This window comes from Marinobacter sp. Hex_13 (genome assembly GCF_001566815.1).
Taxonomy (GTDB): Bacteria; Pseudomonadota; Gammaproteobacteria; order Pseudomonadales; family Oleiphilaceae; genus Marinobacter; species Marinobacter salarius.
This window is the reverse complement of the sequence record NZ_LSMM01000090.1, coordinates 1-15,497: the sequence shown is the minus strand read 5'-3', so window position 1 is coordinate 15,497 and position 15,497 is coordinate 1. Positions and strand designations below refer to the sequence as shown.

Here is a 15,497-nt window from a genome sequence, read left to right as displayed (position 1 = left end):
GAAGTCTCTGGGTATCCGGGTTCTTGCTGTCCAGAATGCGTAGCGGGTTCGAGCCAAGACGCCGTTGGCTGTCTTCGTCCAACTGCTCCCGGTAATCCGAGAGGTACGCGACCAGCGCCTCGCGGTATTCCCGACGGGCAGCAGACGTACCTATGGAATTGATTTCCAGGCGGGTGTGTTCACTCAGTCCTAGCGCGCGCCAGAGCCTGGCCGTCAACACGAGGAGCTCAGCATCAATATCCGGGCCGGTCATGCCAAAACATTCCACGCCGATCTGGTGGAACTGACGGTAACGGCCTTTTTGGGGGCGCTCATGACGAAACATGGGGCCGGTGTACCAAAGCCGGCGGGTCTGATTAAAAAGCAGACCGTGTTCTTCGGCGGCACGCACGCAGCCGGCCGTACCTTCGGGGCGCAGGGTCAGGCTGTCACCGTTGCGATCCTCAAAGGTGTACATCTCTTTCTCAACGATATCCGTCACTTCGCCAATAGAGCGCTTGAACAGGTCCGTCTGCTCAACCACCGGCATGCGAATTTCCTGATAACCGTACTGGGAAAGCACTTTCCTGACCGTGTCTTCCACAAACTGCCACACCGGCGTCTGCTCTGGCAGGATATCGTTCATCCCGCGGATTGCCTGGATCTTAGCCAAGTTACTACCTTATCTGTGTCGGTGATTTGACGATCTGCTCTCAGTCGGCCGAGCGGGTAATGATCGCTTCTTCCTTTTCCTTGCGACGCGCCACTTCCTCACGGATCAGCCGTTCCAGGTCGTCGGTCAGGTTGGCATTGTCGAGCTTCTGATTAGGCTTGCCCGACGCGTAGAACAGGTTCTTGGGGCTGCCGCCGGTCAAGCCCAGGTCAGCAACCTTGGCCTCGCCCGGCCCGTTTACAATACAGCCAATGATGGCAACATCCAGGGACTCGTTGACGTCTTCCAGACGAGCCTCAAGGTCATTCATGGTCTGGATGACATCGAAATTCTGGCGTGAGCAGCTTGGGCACGCGACGAAGTTGATACCCCGGCTGCGCAGGCGCAAGCTTTTGAGAATATCGTAGCCGACCTTGATTTCCTGCACCGGGTCTGCCGCGAGCGATACTCTGATGGTATCCCCAATGCCGTCCATCAGCAGCATGCCCAGGCCAACAGAGGACTTCACTGTCCCGGAGCGAAAGCCACCAGCCTCGGTAATACCCAGATGCAGGGGTTGTTCTATCTGTGCAGCAATCTGACGATATGCCGCCACCGTCATGAAGACCTCTGAGGCCTTCAGGCTCACCTTGAAGTCCTGAAAATCATGACGGTCGAGAATGTCGATATGGCGCATGGCCGACTCAACCAGAGCCTCGGGTGTCGGTTCCCCGTACTTACGTTGCAGTGCCTTTTCCAGCGAGCCCGCGTTGACGCCAATACGAATCGGGATATTGCCATCCCGCGCGGCGCTGATCACGGCGCTGACACGGTCATCCCGACCGATATTACCCGGGTTGATACGAAGACAATCAACACCCAGTTCCGCCACCCGCAGAGCAATTCGGTGATCGAAATGGATGTCAGCCACCAATGGTACCGACACCATTGAGCGAATCTTGCCGAACGCTTCCGCAGCATCCATTGTAGGCACGGATACCCGCACAATGTCCGCTCCAGCCTCCTGCAGGGCGCGGATCTGGCCAACGGTTGCATCCACGTCACAGGTGTTGGTGTTGGTCATGCTCTGGACAGCAATAGGCGCATCGCCACCCACGGGAACATCGCCTACCATTATCTGGCGTGATTTGCGTCTTTTGATCGGAGATTCGTGATTCATATAGCCTGCTAACCGCAAAAGAGGGTTCGAAACGTTCAGATATCCAGCGAGAATTCTGCTCGGTTGTTGACGACCCGATAACCGGAAAGGTCAATCGGTTGGCCATCAAATCTTATAGATTCGATGGCATCGACTGCGCCGACAACAACGTCGATGGGCAGCCTGCCTGATACATTAATCCTGTCACCATCCCGTTGCAGGGATCCCACCAGGCGATTGCCCGCCGAATCGGTTACCTGAACCCAGCACTCATCGCTGAATGTCATTTCCAGGCGAGCGCTGCCGACGGCAGCCGTTGGCTGGGCGCTCTCCTGAAACGCTGGCTCCGGCTCACTGGTCACCACCGGAACCTGGCTCTCATCAATCTCATCGACAGCAGGTTGCGCAGCCGGAGCGGAATCGTCTTCTACCGTCGGGGCCGGAGAGCCAGAGACCTGCTCATTAACCTGAGGGTCCTCAGGCAGCTCTGCCAACTCGCTATTGTCCTCAACGATCGACGCTTCATCAACCGGCGCGGATAGCCTATCGGCCTCTTCCTCGGTTCCAGGCTCGGCTAACTCGGTATCGACAGTGTCGTCCACCGACACCGTCTCTTCGGACGGTTCAGGCTGCGCGGGAGCAGCCGTTTCCGAGGACACAGCCGGTTCCGTCGTGTCGCCTGTTATACCGTCCAATTCGCCCATAAAGCGCAATGCGAGAAAGGCAATTACTGCTATGGCCAGCAGGAGAAGCAGAAACTTTGCAACGCGGCGCTTGCGACGCCTGCGACGCTCGATATCAATCAGCGGATTCGCTTCTTCTGCCTGCACTTTTTGCTGTCGTAGCGGTTCGAGCTCCTCATCCAGCGTCGCGATCACCGCATCCGGATCAAGGTCAACCTGTCGTGCGTAGGTTCTGACATAGCCTTTAAGGAACAGTTCACTGTCGATCTGTTCATAATGCCCGTCCTCTATCGCCTGTATTATCGCCGGGCGAAGATGCTGGGCATCGGCCACGGCGGAAACACTGAGCCCCTTCTGCTCACGCGCACGTTTGAGCAACTGGCCCGTAGGCTCACTCAGGCCCGACGGTTGTTGTGCGTCATCACTGTCCATTGGATGTCATCACCCTGTATTGTTGGTATTCGACAGAGTTTGGAAAATTGTTCTTCAGTTGGAGCGCAAGACTCGATTCCCGGTTCCTGTCGCCCTGATGCCGGGCAATGCGGATGCCGGTAAAAAGACTTTCAGGAGAATGGCGGAGATTCTGGTTCCGTTGCATCAACGTCATCAGGCGGCCGTAGTGACGAGAGGCGGCCTGGAGCTCTCCGGATTCGACCAACGTCCGTGACAGCGCAAGCAGTGACTTTGCATCACCACGGGATAATTCAACGGCGCGCCGGTACGCCGTCGTGGCGCCCTCAAGGTTGCCAATTCTCTCTTCCGTCAATCCGAGGTTGAAAAACACGGATGCCCTGTCGTTGTAGGACGTATCCCTGGACGCGGCCAGGAACTGTTCACGGGAGTCCTCGAATCGGCCCGCACCGTACAGGAAGGCACCGTAATAAACACGCCCGCGGGTATAGCCCTGATCACTATCGAGTGACTCCCGGAACGACCGCTCAGCCAGTTCCGGTTCGCCCTCGGCGTTATAGATCAGCCCCATGGCTGCCAGCGCCCCGGGGTCATCGGGAGACAATTCTAGCGCTCGTTCAAGGTGATGCCGGGCTCTTTCGAGATTATTCTGGCCGATGTAGGCGGTACCCAACTGGACATAATTCCTGACGGCCTTGTCGCGATCTGCCTCGCGGGCAAACCGGCTATCGGTATTGGTCACACACCCTGCGACAAACATCGCCAGCAATACCACGACAAGCGCAGCTCGCATCCTTTTCACTGGAATAAATGTCACAGTCGGCAATTCCTCTTGAATTGGAAGGTGCATATCGGCACCGGGTTTACGGACTGACCTGCTGCACCTGGATATAACGCTGACTACGCTTGGTGCGGTCTTCCACCATCCCTACCAGCTGACCACAGGCTGCATCGATATCATCACCCCGAGTGGTTCTCACCGTGGCGATAAAGCCGGCCTCGTTCAGGACTGCCTGGAAACGGCGGGTCGCGTTGTTACTGGGACGGCGAAAATCGCTCTCGGGAAACGGATTGAACGGAATCAGGTTAATCTTGCACGGCAGGCCGCGAAGAACAACAGCGAGTTCCCTGGCGTGCTCAGGCTGATCATTAACGCCTTCGATGACCGTGTACTCAATGGTTGCCTTCCGCTTGTCAGGCAGACGTGCAAGATAACGACGCGTCGCTGCCAGCAACTCCGCAATAGGGTACTTTTTATTCAACGGCACCAACTGGTTACGCAACTCATCATTGGGCGCATGGAGCGAAATGGCCAGTGAAACATCGGTAACTTCACCCAATTTGTCCAGTGCCGGAACCACCCCAGAGGTGCTGACGGTGACACGTCGCTTGGAAATGCCGTACGCCAGGTCCTCCATCATCAGGTTCATGGCATCGACAACGTTGTCGAAGTTCAGCAACGGCTCACCCATCCCCATCATTACCACATTGGTAATCGGGCGGTCCGGGCCGGGTTCAAATGGCATGAACGCCTTACGCGCAACCCAGACCTGCCCGATGATTTCGGCAGCGGTAAGATTGCGGTTAAATCCACGCTTGCCCGTCGAACAAAACGTGCAATCGAGGCTGCAGCCAATCTGCGACGATACGCACAGCGTGCCGCGCTCGCCGTCAGGTATGAGCACGGTTTCAACACTGTTGCCGTTGTCCATGCGCATGACCCATTTGCGAGTACCGTCTTTGGAGGACTCGTCGTACACCACCTCCGGCCCACGAATTTCCGCAACGGCCTTCAGCTTTTCCCGCAGCACCCGACTCATATTGGTCATTTGATCGAAGTCATCGGCCCCGCGCTGGTGAATCCATTGCAGCACCTGTGTTGCGCGGAAACGTTTCTCCCCCAGGGACTCAAAAAAGGCCTCCATTTTGGCCTTGGGCATTCCCAGAAGGTTGGTTTTCTCAGCAACAGCTGTCATTTCATAACCTCAATCAAATAACCAATACGGGCCGGACGTATGTCCGGCCCGATACAGCCTGATCAGCCGCGCGGGCAGATCTCACTGTCATTAAAGAAATACGCAATTTCGCGCTCAGCTGACGCGGCGGAATCTGAACCATGAACAGCGTTTGCATCAATTGAAGATGCAAAGTCGGCACGAATGGTGCCTGCTTCCGCTTCCTTGGGGTTAGTTGCTCCCATCAGGTCACGATTCTTCAGGATAGCACCATTGCCTTCCAGAACCTGAACAACCACAGGGCCGGAGGTCATGAACGCAACCAGATCATTGAAAAACGGGCGCTCCTTGTGCTCGGCGTAGAACCCTTCTGCCTGCTCCTGGGTCAGGTGCATCATTTTCGCAGCGACGATGGTCAGGTCCGCTTTTTCGAAGCGTGTGTAGATTTCGCCGATCACATTTTTTGCGACTGCATCGGGCTTGATAATCGAGAGCGTGCGCTCATTTGACATGATCTATCTCCATTCAGGTTCAGAAAATTTCAGGGTTGGGATTATACGCAGTCCGGAGGCAACTGCCTACCGCACTGAACGGAGACGGGTTACAACGTCAACGATTTGCGCCGCTGCGAAGTCTGCCTCCTCTTCCGTCGAAAAGCGTCCAAAGGAAAACCGGAGAGCTCGATGCGCCTGCTCATCATCCAGCCCAATGCCCTTGAGTACAAACGAAGGCTCAATAGTGGCCGAAGAACAGGCCGAACCAGACGAAACCGCCAATTCACGCAATCCCAGCATCAGGGATTCCGCATCGACACCGGCAAACGAGAGGTTGATGATACCCGGCACCCGATGTTCGGCACTGCCGTTAAGCATCACGCCCTCAAGACCTTCAAGGCCCGACATGAAACGCTTCCGCAGGGATTCCAGCCGTGCCTTCTCCTGCTCGAGTTTTTCGCCGGCCAGATCAAAGGCTTTGCCCATGCCGACGATTTGGTGCGTAGGTAGTGTGCCGGAACGCATGCCCCGCTCATGACCACCGCCATGAATCTGCGATTCAATTCGCACGTCCGGAGAACGCCGCACATAGAGGGCGCCAATACCCTTGGGCCCGTATACCTTGTGCCCCGACAAGGACAACAGATCCACTGGCATGGCTCCCACATCCACCTCGGTCTTGCCAGCCGCCTGCGCCGCGTCCACATGAAACAGCACACCGCGTTCGCGAAGCATGGTACCGATGGCGGCGATATCCGTTTGGCTACCCAGTTCATTGTTGACCATCATCAGGCTGACCAAAGCGGTATTGTCCCGGAGCGCATCTTCAACCTGTTGACAGGACACCCGCCCGTCCGCGCCCGGTTTCAGCCAGGTCACCTCAACACCCTGCCCTTCAAGCCACTTGCAGGTATCAAGCACCGCCTTGTGTTCAATCATCGATGTCACAATGTGCGGATTGTTCTTGCCTGTAACAGCACCCTTGATGGCGAGGTTGTCGGACTCGGTAGCGCCGGACGTCCACACAATCTCACGTGGGTCTGCATGGATCAGACTGGCCACCTGACGGCGAGCACCTTCAACGGCGGCTTCGGCCTGCCAGCCAAAGCCATGGGAGCGTGAGGCAGGGTTGCCAAACACACCATCAGGCGTCAGGTATTTGACCATTTCTTCGGCAACGGCAGGGTCTACGGGCGTGGTGGCCGCATAATCCAGATAGACGGGCTTTTTCATAGAAGTTTCAGGATAGTCGTTCAGGCCGGCGCCTGATCCGTAAGGCGCTCGGTGTTAATCGTCTGTGAGTCGCCTTCTGAATGGCGCCTGTTCTGCCGATCGGCAACCACCTGAATCTCCCGTTTACGCATCAGGTCCCCAAGACTGATATCACTGAGGAACTGATGAATCTGATCACTGAGATCAGACCACAGGTGGTGGGTCAGGCATTTCTCGCCATTCTGGCAATCACCCTTGTTGCCGCAACGGGTGGTATCCAGGGATTCGCTGACCGCGTCGACAACTTCCGCAATAAAGACGGAGTCTGCCTCACGGCTCAGGCGATAACCACCGCCAGGGCCCCGGATACTCGTCACCAGTTTGTGACGGCGAAGGCGGGAAAATAACTGCTCGAGATACGAGAGGGAAATCTCCTGCCGGGCAGATATGTCAGCCAGACTCACCGGCCCCTGATCCCCATGAAGGGCGAGATCCAGCATTGCCGTCACCGCATAGCGGCCTTTGGTGGTCAGTCTCATAACGTCAGCCCCGGTCAGGGATTGATTCGGCTTTAACAACGCCGAGTATGAATTGACCTACCAAAACAGTCAAGTATTCACCGTTGCGACGGCTCGTCGTCCCGCACGCAGTCAAAATCCTCCTCCTGCAGCGGCGGCAACTCGCCGTTCTGGTATTCACTGTTCACCTTGCGAAGCGCTTTGCACATATTCTCAATGCGGTCATCCACAGCATGCATATGATCCAGCAGGCTGCGCATGGCCCGGGCTACCGGGTCCGGCATTTCCTCGGTCACACCATAGGCATCGAAGCCCATGCGTTCTTCCATTTCCTTGCGCCGGGCGTCATCTTCCCCTTTACGCTTCACCACAACCCGACCAGGAATACCGACAACCGTCGCACCCGGCGGAACCTCTTTGGTCACCACGGAGTTGGAGCCAATCTTGGCGCCCTCGCCCACCGTAAACGGCCCGAGGATCTTGGCACCGGCACCCACCACAACACCGTCACCCAGCGTCGGATGGCGCTTACCCTTGTTCCAACTCGTCCCTCCCAGGGTAACGCCCTGATAAAGCGTGACGTCGTCACCGATTACCGTGGTCTCACCAATGACAACACCCATGCCGTGATCTATAAAGAAACGCCGCCCGATCGTGGCACCTGGATGAATTTCGATGCCGGTCAGCCAACGGGCGATCGAAGAAAACGTTCGTGCGATCCACTTCAGGCCAAGACCCCAAAGCCAATGGGAGAACCGGTGGCACAGGAGCGCGTGCAAACCCGGGTAGTTGGTCAGCACTTCGAAAGTATTGCGAGCGGCGGGATCACGATGAAACACGCTGTTCACATCTTCCCTTAGACGTTCAAACATAACCCTATTCCTGTTCACCGGCCGTTGAACCAGCCCTTGACGTATTTTTTGCGGTATCCGCAGCACCAGCCGACTTCTGGACGGCGGTCAGTATTCCCCGAAGGATATTGATCTCCATCTGATCCAGCCCGGCACGCTGGAACAGCCGCCGCAGCCGCGTCATCAACTGACGGGGATTGTCCCGGCGGTGAAAGTCGACATCCACAAGCACCTGTTCAAGATGACTGAAAAAACCCTCAACATCGCGGACAGGCGCGGGCGGCACATCCCAACCTTCATCGCCGGGCACCATCATAGGCTTGAGATATGGGCTGCCGTCGCCACCTTCAAGGCCTTTCAGATAATGCATACGCAATTCATAGCACATTACCTGAACCGCCATGGCCAGATTCAGGGAACTGTAATCGGGATTTGACGGGATATGAATGTGGAAATGACAACGCTGCAACTCTTCATTGCTCAGCCCATGGTTCTCACGCCCAAAGACCAGCGCCACCTGCCCCGCTTCTGACTGCTGCGAAGCCTTGGCCGCGGCGTCTGGTGGAGCGATAACCGGCCAGGGGACCTTTCGGCCTCTCGCGCTGGTACCCATAACGCACACACAATCGGCAATGGCTTCGTCCAGAGTCGAAACAACCGTGGCCTTGTCGAGAATATCGGAAGCGCCCGCTGCACGGGCGTAGGAGGCCTCATCAGGAAAGGACGCAGGATTTACCAGCCACAGGTTTCCCAGCCCCATGTTTTTCATGGCCCTGGCGACCGCACCGATGTTACCGGAATGGGACGTCTCAACCAGGACAATCCGGATCTGGTCGTTGTAGGTGTCAGGGCCCTCCAGGGGCTTAGCTGGCTTGTGCATGGCGGTAGAATCTCTGTAAAAACTGGAAAGGTGCGCATGATAGCAGATCTACCCCCTTCCCCGCCTCTCCGGACATGCCCTGATACAGCGCCATCCGTGACATTGCGGAGTGGAAAAACATACAAGGCGGGTCAGTTTTTGATATGCTATGCGGCCTTCACACACCCGGATAATGAACACTCAGATGCAACCAGCAATCAAAATGGCCCTGCGCGTCGCGCGTCAGGGGTCCGACTATCTGAAAGCACACTTCGAACGCCAGGAACCCAACGGCGACAGCGAAGACCGCCGCAGGCAACTGGAGCGGGTCGAACAGTCCATTTACGACAATTTTTCCGAACAGCTCGACAAAGCCTACAAGGACCACGCCATCGCTCCTTTGAATGAGGCGGACGCCGACGGTAACGACAAGAGCTGGCACATTTTCCCGGTACTCGGACGTGAGAATTTTTTGCGCGGCATTCCTGACTTCGCCGTTGCGTTGCTGCAAAAGAAAAACAACCGCACCGAGAACCTGCTGCTGATCAATCCGGTCACCGGTGAGGAATACTCTGCCAGTCGCGGCCACGGTGCTGCACTAAACAGTCGGCGGGTGCGTACCAGCGACGTCAAGCATGCCGACCGTGCAGCCGTGGTCAGCAATCTTCTCGACCAGACCCGCTCTTCTGACGACCCACTGATGTGGGGCGAGATGGCATCCTTGCTGGCCCGTGACAGCAGCATGTTCCGAACCGCAGGTTGCGTGGCCCTTGATATCGCCCGGGTTGCTTCCGGCCATCTGGACGCCGCTGTCATTTTCCGTCCTGAGCCGGCTGACCTGGCCATCGGCGTCACGCTGGCACTGGAGTCCGGCGCTCTGACCGGCGATTTCTCCGGCAACCCCTCAACGGAGAAAGCAAAGCAGTTGATCGTCGCAAACCCCAAGCTGTTCCGTGAAGTACTCAAGACACTTCACCCGTTCCGGGGCCGACTGCCTCGCTAGGCATAAAGGCCAACGGCCAGGCATAAAAAAAGCCGCACCCCCATTTGGTGTTGCGGCTTTTTTGTGGCTGACCGACTTACATCCGGTTCAACCACTCGGGCGGCTGCTCTTCTTCCTCTTCCTGCCCAGCAAGACCTTCCTTCGGCGGAACAATCAGGTCCTCCCGTGCCACACCCAGGGCAACCAGCAGGTTTGCTGACACATAGATGGATGAGTAGGTACCCACCACCACACCGATGATGAGAGCCAGCGCAAAGTTGTTGATCGCTTCACCACCCAGGAAGTACAGGGCGAACAGCACCACCAATGTCGTACCGGACGTGTTGATGGTCCGGCTGATGGTCTGGTGAATGGACTCGTTGATGATGTGCTCGGAGCCCCCTTCACGCATCTTGCGGAAATTCTCGCGAATCCGGTCCGCCACCACGATGGTATCGTTAAGGGAATAACCGATAACCGCAAGCAACGCTGCAAGCACACTGAGGTCGAACGTCCACTGGAACAGGGCAAACACACCCAGAACAATGATGACGTCGTGGGCCAGTGGCACAACAGAGGCAATACCGAACTTGAACTGGAACCGCATACCGACGTAAATCAGCACCACTGCCAGCGCAATGAGCATTCCCAGACCACTGTCTTCCTTCAGCTCGTCGCCAACCTGGGAGCCGACAAATTCGGAGCTCACCAGTTCAAGCTCATTACCACCAGCCGACAACGCGGCCGTGACTTCAGCGGCCAACTTGTCGTTCTCGGACTCCGCCATCCGCACCAGCACCGTGGTGTCCGAACCAAAGTTCTGGACCACAAACTGCTCATATCCTGCACCCTCCAACGTCTGGCGAACATTGTCCAGAGCGGGCGCCTGCTGGTATTCCAGCTCAACGGAGGTACCACCGGTAAAGTCCAGCCCGAGGTTCAGGCCGCGCACTGCCAGCAACGCAATGGAAGCAACAATCAGCGCAATGGACACAACGGAAGCAATCTTCCGAAAGCCCATAAAATCGATAGGTTTCTTCTCAACTTCAGACATTGGCCAGTTTCCCCCCAATCGACAGCTTTTCAACCTGTCGACCGCCGTATACAAGATTTACGATGCTGCGACTGACCATCAGCCCGGAGAACATCGACGTAAGAATACCGATCGACAGTGTCACCGCGAACCCTTTCACCGGGCCGGACCCCATGGCGAACAGGATCACCGCCACCAACAGGGTGGTGATATTGGCATCAAAAATCGAAACGAAGGCCCGGGAATAACCGGAGTTTATCGCCGACTGTGGCGGTATGCCCGATTTCAACTCTTCCTTTATACGCTCGAAGATAAGCACGTTGGCGTCAACCGCCATACCCACCGTCAGCACGATACCGGCAATACCCGGCAGCGTCAGGGTTGCTGAGAGAATCGACATGCAGGCGATCAGCAGCATCAGGTTAAGCGTCAACGCAATGTTGGCGATCACACCAAAGCCACGGTAGTACACCACCATGTAGCAGAGAACCAACACAAAGCCGAGCAGGACCGACATCATGCCGGCATCAATGTTCTTCTGCCCAAGGCTGGGACCAATCGTCCGCTCTTGAACAAAGTACATTGGCGCAGCCAACGAACCGGCTCGCAGCAGCAATGCCAACTCCGCCGCTTCCGGGATGGAATCCAGCCCGGTAATCCGGAAACTGCTTCCCAGCGCTGACTGGATCGTCGCCAGGCTGATGATGCCCTTCTCGACAACGCGGTTGTCGACCGTGCGGGTTTCACCATCCACAACCACTTCTTCCGTCTCTGTCCGGTATTCGATAAACAGGACCGCCATGCGACGCCCAATGGCGTTGCGGGTTGCACGGTTCATCAGATCGCCGCCCACCGAGTCCATGGTGATGTTGACCTGTGGCTGGCCGTTCTCGTCGAAGGCCTGCTGTGCGTTAGAGACATTGTCACCGGTGACGATCACTTCCCGCTCAAGACGGGCTTCACGGTTAGGGTTGTCACGGAACGGGAACGTCTCGATATCAGCTGATGACGCATCCTGGCGGGCCTCAAGACGGAACTCCAGATTGGCCGTAGCACCCAGTACACGCTTTGCCGCAGCGGTATCCTGCACACCGGGCAATTCCACAATGATGCGATCCGCACCCTGGCGCTGCACCAGAGGCTCCGCCACGCCAAGTTCGTTGACCCGGTTACGGATGGTGGTCAGGTTCTGCTCCAGTGCGTAGTCCTGTATGGACTTCACTTCGGCTTCCGACATGGACAGCACCAACAGGTACTCACCGTCCTCTGTCTGCTCATCGAGCAGGAACTGGTTGTACTGGTCACGGATCAGGTCAAACGCTTCGCTGCGGGAACTTTCGTCACGGAAACTCAGAACAATGGAGCGGTTACCTTCCACATCGCCGCCGCGGTAGCGCACACGCTCTTCACGCAATTCGCGCTTGATCTGACCAGACATGGCTTCGAGGCGCTGGTCGACGGCGGTTTCCATATCCACTTCCAACAGGAAGTGAACACCACCCCGCAGGTCGAGACCGAGCTTCATAGGGCCCGCGCCCAGGCTTTCCAGCCATCCCGGTGTTGACGGCGCCATATTCAGGGCTACCAGATAATCCCTTCCAAGCGCCTCCTGCACCACCGGCCGAGCCCTCAGCTGGGATTCAGCGTCGTTCAGGCGAATCAGGGCGTCGCGCTCCTGCAACTCGGATTCCTTGACCTGGATCCCCTTGGCTTCGAGTGCATCAACAGCCCTGTCGAGAATCCGCTGATCGACTTCGGTACTGCTCCGGGCACCGGTGATCTGTACGGCAAAGTCGTCAGGAAAGACGTTAGGCAAGGCATAGACGAACCCGATCACCAGCGCGATCACGATAACCAGGTTTTTCCAGAGCGGATACTTGTTCAGCATGGGGTCCCTTTAAGCCGGCCAGTCGGCCGGCTGTGATGTTTCAGCTTGGCAAATTCAGACCTGAGTCGAAAACCGGTCGATCAGATGTCCTTCAGAGTTCCTTTCGGAAGTGCCGCTGCAACAGCAACTTTCTGAACCTTGATCTCAACGTTGTCAGCGATTTCAACCACGATAAAGTCATCGGAAACCTTGGTGATCTTGCCGGCCACACCGCCGGAGGTAACCACTTCATCGCCTTTGTTCAGGCCGGCCATCAGCGCCTTGTGCTCTTTCGCACGCTTGGACTGGGGGCGCCAGATCAGGAAATAGAAAATCAGGATAAAGCCGGCAAAGAAGATCACCTGCCCCATCACTCCCATACCCTGGGCACCCGCATCCTGTGCCATGGCCAGTGCCGGCATCGCAGCAAAGAGTGCAGCAACAAGTAACTTGATTGATTTCATTGACTATCTCCGTTTTTAAGAAAAGTTCAGGTAGCGGTTCAGAATCGGCTTATCCCGCAGTCACTGCGCCATTGGAGGCACGGTTTCACCGCGGCGGGCATAGAAGTCGCTAATAAAGTCCGACAATGTACCTGCTTCAATTGCGCCACGCAATCCAGCCATCACGTTCTGGTAGTACCGCAGATTGTGGATCGTATTGAGTTGCGAGCCGAGCATTTCTCCACATTTATCGAGGTGATGCAGATAACTTCTCGAAAAGTTCTCGCAGGTGTAGCAGTCGCATTGATCGTCCAGCGGCGCGGTATCGTGCCGGTGCCTGGCGTTGCGGATCTTGATGATGCCGGTGGAGGTAAACAGGTAACCGTTGCGCGCGTTTCTCGTGGGCATTACGCAGTCAAACATGTCTACGCCGCGGCGCACTGCTTCCACAAGATCCTCGGGCCGCCCTACGCCCATCAGGTAACGGGGGCGGTCTTCCGGCATTTTGGGTGGCAGATGATCCAGGATACGGATCATATCCTCTTTGGGCTCGCCCACCGACAATCCGCCAATGGCGTAGCCGTCGAATCCGATCTCCGTCAGCCCTTCCAGTGAGCGGTCCCGCAGCGATTCGTACATCCCTCCCTGAACGATGCCGAACAGCGCGGCCGGATTACCAGCGTGTGCCTGTTTGCTCCGGGCAGCCCAACGCAGGGACAGCTCCATGGACTCACTCGCCTGCTTCTCGGTGGCCGGGTAAGGCGTACACTCGTCAAAAATCATCACGATGTCCGACCCGAGATCGCGCTGCACCTGCATGGCGATTTCCGGTGACAGCTCTACCGGTGAACCATCGATTGGCGAACGGAACGTCACGCCCGCTTCGGTGATTTTGCGCATCTCGCCAAGGCTGAACACCTGGAAGCCGCCGGAATCTGTGAGGATCGGGCCTTGCCACTGGGTAAAGTCATGCAAATCGCCATGGGCCTTCACCACTTCCGTACCCGGCCGCAGCATCAGGTGGAAGGTGTTGCCAAGGATGATCTCGGCCCCAATATCCTTGATGTCCCTCGGCAGCATACCCTTGACGGTGCCGTAGGTGCCCACCGGCATGAAAGCCGGGGTTTCCACCGTGCCCCGGGGAAACGTCAGGCGTCCGCGTCGTGCACGGCCATCTTCCCCGAGTTTTTCAAAGGACATATAACACTGGTCACTCATCATCGTTCTCCGGATTCTGGCTGCCTTTCCCTGAACAGTAAGAGAGGGCGCCCAGGCTTGGCTCCTGCGCTGTGATAAACATCGCATCACCGTAACTGAAAAAGCGGTAACGCTCGGCGACAGCCGCTTGATAGGCCGACATCACGTTCTGATAACCGGCGAATGCGCTAACCAGCATGATCAGCGTTGACTCCGGTAAGTGAAAGTTCGTCACCATGGCGTCCACGGTCTGGAAACGATAGCCGGGGTAAATAAAGATATCGGTTTCGCCCTGAAAAGGTCGAACCACCCCACCACGACTGGCGGATTCCAGGGACCGTACAGAGGTGGTACCAACGGCTACGACACGGCCTCCCCGGGCACGGGCTGCGTTCACCGCGTCTACCGTTTCTTGCGATACATGGGCCACTTCACTGTGCATCACATGATCTTCAATACCCTCCACACGCACCGGCTGGAATGTGCCAGCGCCCACGTGCAAGGTTACAAACGCGGTTTCAATGCCCCGCGATTCAAGCTCGGCCAGAGTCCGGTCATCAAAATGCAGGCCGGCGGTCGGAGCCGCCACCGCACCGGCTTCCCGGGCGTACACCGTTTGGTAGCGTTCGCGGTCCGAGGATTCATCCGGGCGATCCACGTAGGGAGGCAGCGGCATATGACCGATCCGCTCAAGAACCTCAAGGACGGGTTCGTCGCTGTCACAATGCAGGTAAAACAACGCATCATCCCTTCCGCTCATCCGTAGCGGTGTGCCATCTTCAAGCAGCACTTTCTGGCCTTCTTTTAGAGCTTTGGAGGCCCGTACGTGAGCGAGAATGTCGTGCTCTCCAAGTACACGCTCAACCAGCACTTCCACCTGACCGCCGGTTTCCTTGCGGCCAAAAAGGCGCGCGGGAATCACTCGCGTGTCGTTGAAGACCAGTAGGTCGCCCGGCTGAAGCAGGCCTGGAAGATCGGTAAACCGTAAGTGCCTGGTGTCACCGGACAGCCCATCGAGACTGAGCAACCGGGACGCACTGCGCTCTTTGAGGGGATACCGGGCGATAAGCTCATCCGGTAGATCAAAGTGAAAATCGGAGACGTTCATTGGATGGACTGTTTACACCGCACTGTGCGGATCGTAAATGGTAGCGGCGGGCGGACTCGAACCGCCACGGGTTTTACCCCAACGGATTTTGAAT

At 56.9% G+C, this 15,497-nt stretch carries 16 protein-coding genes; 1 reads left to right on the top strand and 15 read right to left on the bottom strand.

Annotation, left to right across the window (positions count from 1 at the left end):
* From AXW11_RS20395 to trmJ, 10 genes are all read right to left on the bottom strand, one after another.
* Positions 1 to 625, bottom strand: a 625-nt coding sequence (locus AXW11_RS20395; protein ID WP_502690999.1) for a histidine--tRNA ligase, incomplete at its 3' end; no start/stop codon positions are given.
* A 67-nt stretch (positions 626 to 692) separates the two neighbouring features.
* Positions 693 to 1,811, bottom strand: a complete 1,119-nt coding sequence (ispG, locus tag AXW11_RS20390) for a flavodoxin-dependent (E)-4-hydroxy-3-methylbut-2-enyl-diphosphate synthase (RefSeq protein ID WP_036208144.1) — start codon at positions 1,809 to 1,811, stop codon at positions 693 to 695.
* 35 nt (positions 1,812 to 1,846) lie between these two features.
* Positions 1,847 to 2,905 carry a RodZ domain-containing protein gene (locus AXW11_RS20385; RefSeq protein ID WP_041333198.1) on the bottom strand — a complete coding sequence of 353 codons (1,059 nt, stop codon included), beginning with the start codon at positions 2,903 to 2,905 and terminating at the stop codon, positions 1,847 to 1,849.
* The gene (pilW, locus tag AXW11_RS20380; protein WP_041333195.1) at positions 2,895 to 3,677 is read right to left on the bottom strand and encodes a type IV pilus biogenesis/stability protein PilW; all 783 of its coding nucleotides are present in this window, start codon (positions 3,675 to 3,677) and stop codon (positions 2,895 to 2,897) included. Before pilW ends, AXW11_RS20385 begins: the two co-directional genes overlap by 11 nt.
* A 70-nt stretch (positions 3,678 to 3,747) precedes the next feature.
* A complete protein-coding gene (rlmN, locus tag AXW11_RS20375; RefSeq protein ID WP_036208154.1) occupies positions 3,748 to 4,860 on the bottom strand; it encodes a dual-specificity RNA methyltransferase RlmN in 1,113 nt (370 codons plus the stop codon).
* Between the two features lie 62 nt (positions 4,861 to 4,922).
* Positions 4,923 to 5,351, bottom strand: a complete 429-nt coding sequence (ndk, locus tag AXW11_RS20370; protein WP_007152369.1) for a nucleoside-diphosphate kinase — start codon at positions 5,349 to 5,351, stop codon at positions 4,923 to 4,925.
* A gap of 66 nt (positions 5,352 to 5,417) precedes the next feature.
* Positions 5,418 to 6,566 carry an IscS subfamily cysteine desulfurase gene (locus tag AXW11_RS20365; RefSeq protein ID WP_036208157.1) on the bottom strand — a complete coding sequence of 383 codons (1,149 nt, stop codon included), beginning with the start codon at positions 6,564 to 6,566 and terminating at the stop codon, positions 5,418 to 5,420.
* Positions 6,567 to 6,586: 20 nt separating this feature from the next.
* Positions 6,587 to 7,084 carry a Fe-S cluster assembly transcriptional regulator IscR gene (iscR, locus tag AXW11_RS20360; protein WP_041333193.1) on the bottom strand — a complete coding sequence of 166 codons (498 nt, stop codon included), beginning with the start codon at positions 7,082 to 7,084 and terminating at the stop codon, positions 6,587 to 6,589.
* 77 nt (positions 7,085 to 7,161) lie between these two features.
* Positions 7,162 to 7,935 carry a serine O-acetyltransferase gene (cysE, locus tag AXW11_RS20355; RefSeq protein WP_041333191.1) on the bottom strand — a complete coding sequence of 258 codons (774 nt, stop codon included), beginning with the start codon at positions 7,933 to 7,935 and terminating at the stop codon, positions 7,162 to 7,164.
* 4 nt (positions 7,936 to 7,939) lie between these two features.
* Positions 7,940 to 8,794, bottom strand: a complete 855-nt coding sequence (gene trmJ, locus AXW11_RS20350; RefSeq protein WP_091642030.1) for a tRNA (cytosine(32)/uridine(32)-2'-O)-methyltransferase TrmJ — start codon at positions 8,792 to 8,794, stop codon at positions 7,940 to 7,942.
* 184 nt (positions 8,795 to 8,978) lie between these two features.
* On the opposite strand from trmJ, the gene AXW11_RS20345 reads away from it, so the two are divergent.
* Positions 8,979 to 9,776: an inositol monophosphatase family protein gene (locus tag AXW11_RS20345; protein WP_041336525.1), complete on the top strand. Its 798-nt coding sequence runs from the start codon at positions 8,979 to 8,981 to the stop codon at positions 9,774 to 9,776.
* Between the two features lie 76 nt (positions 9,777 to 9,852).
* Here the strand turns inward: AXW11_RS20345 and secF are convergent, their stop codons facing one another.
* From secF to queA, 5 genes are all read right to left on the bottom strand, one after another.
* A complete protein-coding gene (gene secF, locus AXW11_RS20340; protein ID WP_041333189.1) occupies positions 9,853 to 10,809 on the bottom strand; it encodes a protein translocase subunit SecF in 957 nt (318 codons plus the stop codon).
* A complete protein-coding gene (gene secD / locus AXW11_RS20335; RefSeq protein ID WP_075196853.1) occupies positions 10,802 to 12,676 on the bottom strand; it encodes a protein translocase subunit SecD in 1,875 nt (624 codons plus the stop codon). The genes secF and secD overlap by 8 nt, the downstream gene beginning before the upstream one ends.
* A gap of 80 nt (positions 12,677 to 12,756) precedes the next feature.
* Positions 12,757 to 13,119 carry a preprotein translocase subunit YajC gene (yajC, locus tag AXW11_RS20330; protein ID WP_036208174.1) on the bottom strand — a complete coding sequence of 121 codons (363 nt, stop codon included), beginning with the start codon at positions 13,117 to 13,119 and terminating at the stop codon, positions 12,757 to 12,759.
* Between the two features lie 60 nt (positions 13,120 to 13,179).
* A complete protein-coding gene (gene tgt / locus AXW11_RS20325; RefSeq protein WP_041336522.1) occupies positions 13,180 to 14,298 on the bottom strand; it encodes a tRNA guanosine(34) transglycosylase Tgt in 1,119 nt (372 codons plus the stop codon).
* Between the two features lie 10 nt (positions 14,299 to 14,308).
* Entirely contained in the window at positions 14,309 to 15,403 is a 1,095-nt protein-coding gene (gene queA, locus AXW11_RS20320) for a tRNA preQ1(34) S-adenosylmethionine ribosyltransferase-isomerase QueA (RefSeq protein WP_091642028.1), read from the bottom strand.
* Positions 15,404 to 15,497: the final 94 nt, after the last annotated feature.

Bases quoted from the DNA above. Each gene is read 5' to 3' on its own strand.
- ispG (WP_036208144.1), bottom strand. From the start codon at position 1,811: ATGAATCACGAATCTCCGATCAAAAGACGCAAATCACGCCAGATAATG.
- AXW11_RS20385 (WP_041333198.1), bottom strand. From the start codon at position 2,905: ATGGACAGTGATGACGCACAACAACCGTCGGGCCTGAGTGAGCCTACG.
- pilW (WP_041333195.1), bottom strand. From the start codon at position 3,677: ATGCGAGCTGCGCTTGTCGTGGTATTGCTGGCGATGTTTGTCGCAGGG.
- rlmN (WP_036208154.1), bottom strand. From the start codon at position 4,860: ATGACAGCTGTTGCTGAGAAAACCAACCTTCTGGGAATGCCCAAGGCC.
- ndk (WP_007152369.1), bottom strand. From the start codon at position 5,351: ATGTCAAATGAGCGCACGCTCTCGATTATCAAGCCCGATGCAGTCGCA.
- AXW11_RS20365 (WP_036208157.1), bottom strand. From the start codon at position 6,566: ATGAAAAAGCCCGTCTATCTGGATTATGCGGCCACCACGCCCGTAGAC.
- iscR (WP_041333193.1), bottom strand. From the start codon at position 7,084: ATGAGACTGACCACCAAAGGCCGCTATGCGGTGACGGCAATGCTGGAT.
- cysE (WP_041333191.1), bottom strand. From the start codon at position 7,935: ATGTTTGAACGTCTAAGGGAAGATGTGAACAGCGTGTTTCATCGTGAT.
- trmJ (WP_091642030.1), bottom strand. From the start codon at position 8,794: ATGCACAAGCCAGCTAAGCCCCTGGAGGGCCCTGACACCTACAACGAC.
- AXW11_RS20345 (WP_041336525.1), top strand. From the start codon at position 8,979: ATGCAACCAGCAATCAAAATGGCCCTGCGCGTCGCGCGTCAGGGGTCC.
- secF (WP_041333189.1), bottom strand. From the start codon at position 10,809: ATGTCTGAAGTTGAGAAGAAACCTATCGATTTTATGGGCTTTCGGAAG.
- secD (WP_075196853.1), bottom strand. From the start codon at position 12,676: ATGCTGAACAAGTATCCGCTCTGGAAAAACCTGGTTATCGTGATCGCG.
- yajC (WP_036208174.1), bottom strand. From the start codon at position 13,119: ATGAAATCAATCAAGTTACTTGTTGCTGCACTCTTTGCTGCGATGCCG.
- tgt (WP_041336522.1), bottom strand. From the start codon at position 14,298: ATGTCCTTTGAAAAACTCGGGGAAGATGGCCGTGCACGACGCGGACGC.
- queA (WP_091642028.1), bottom strand. From the start codon at position 15,403: ATGAACGTCTCCGATTTTCACTTTGATCTACCGGATGAGCTTATCGCC.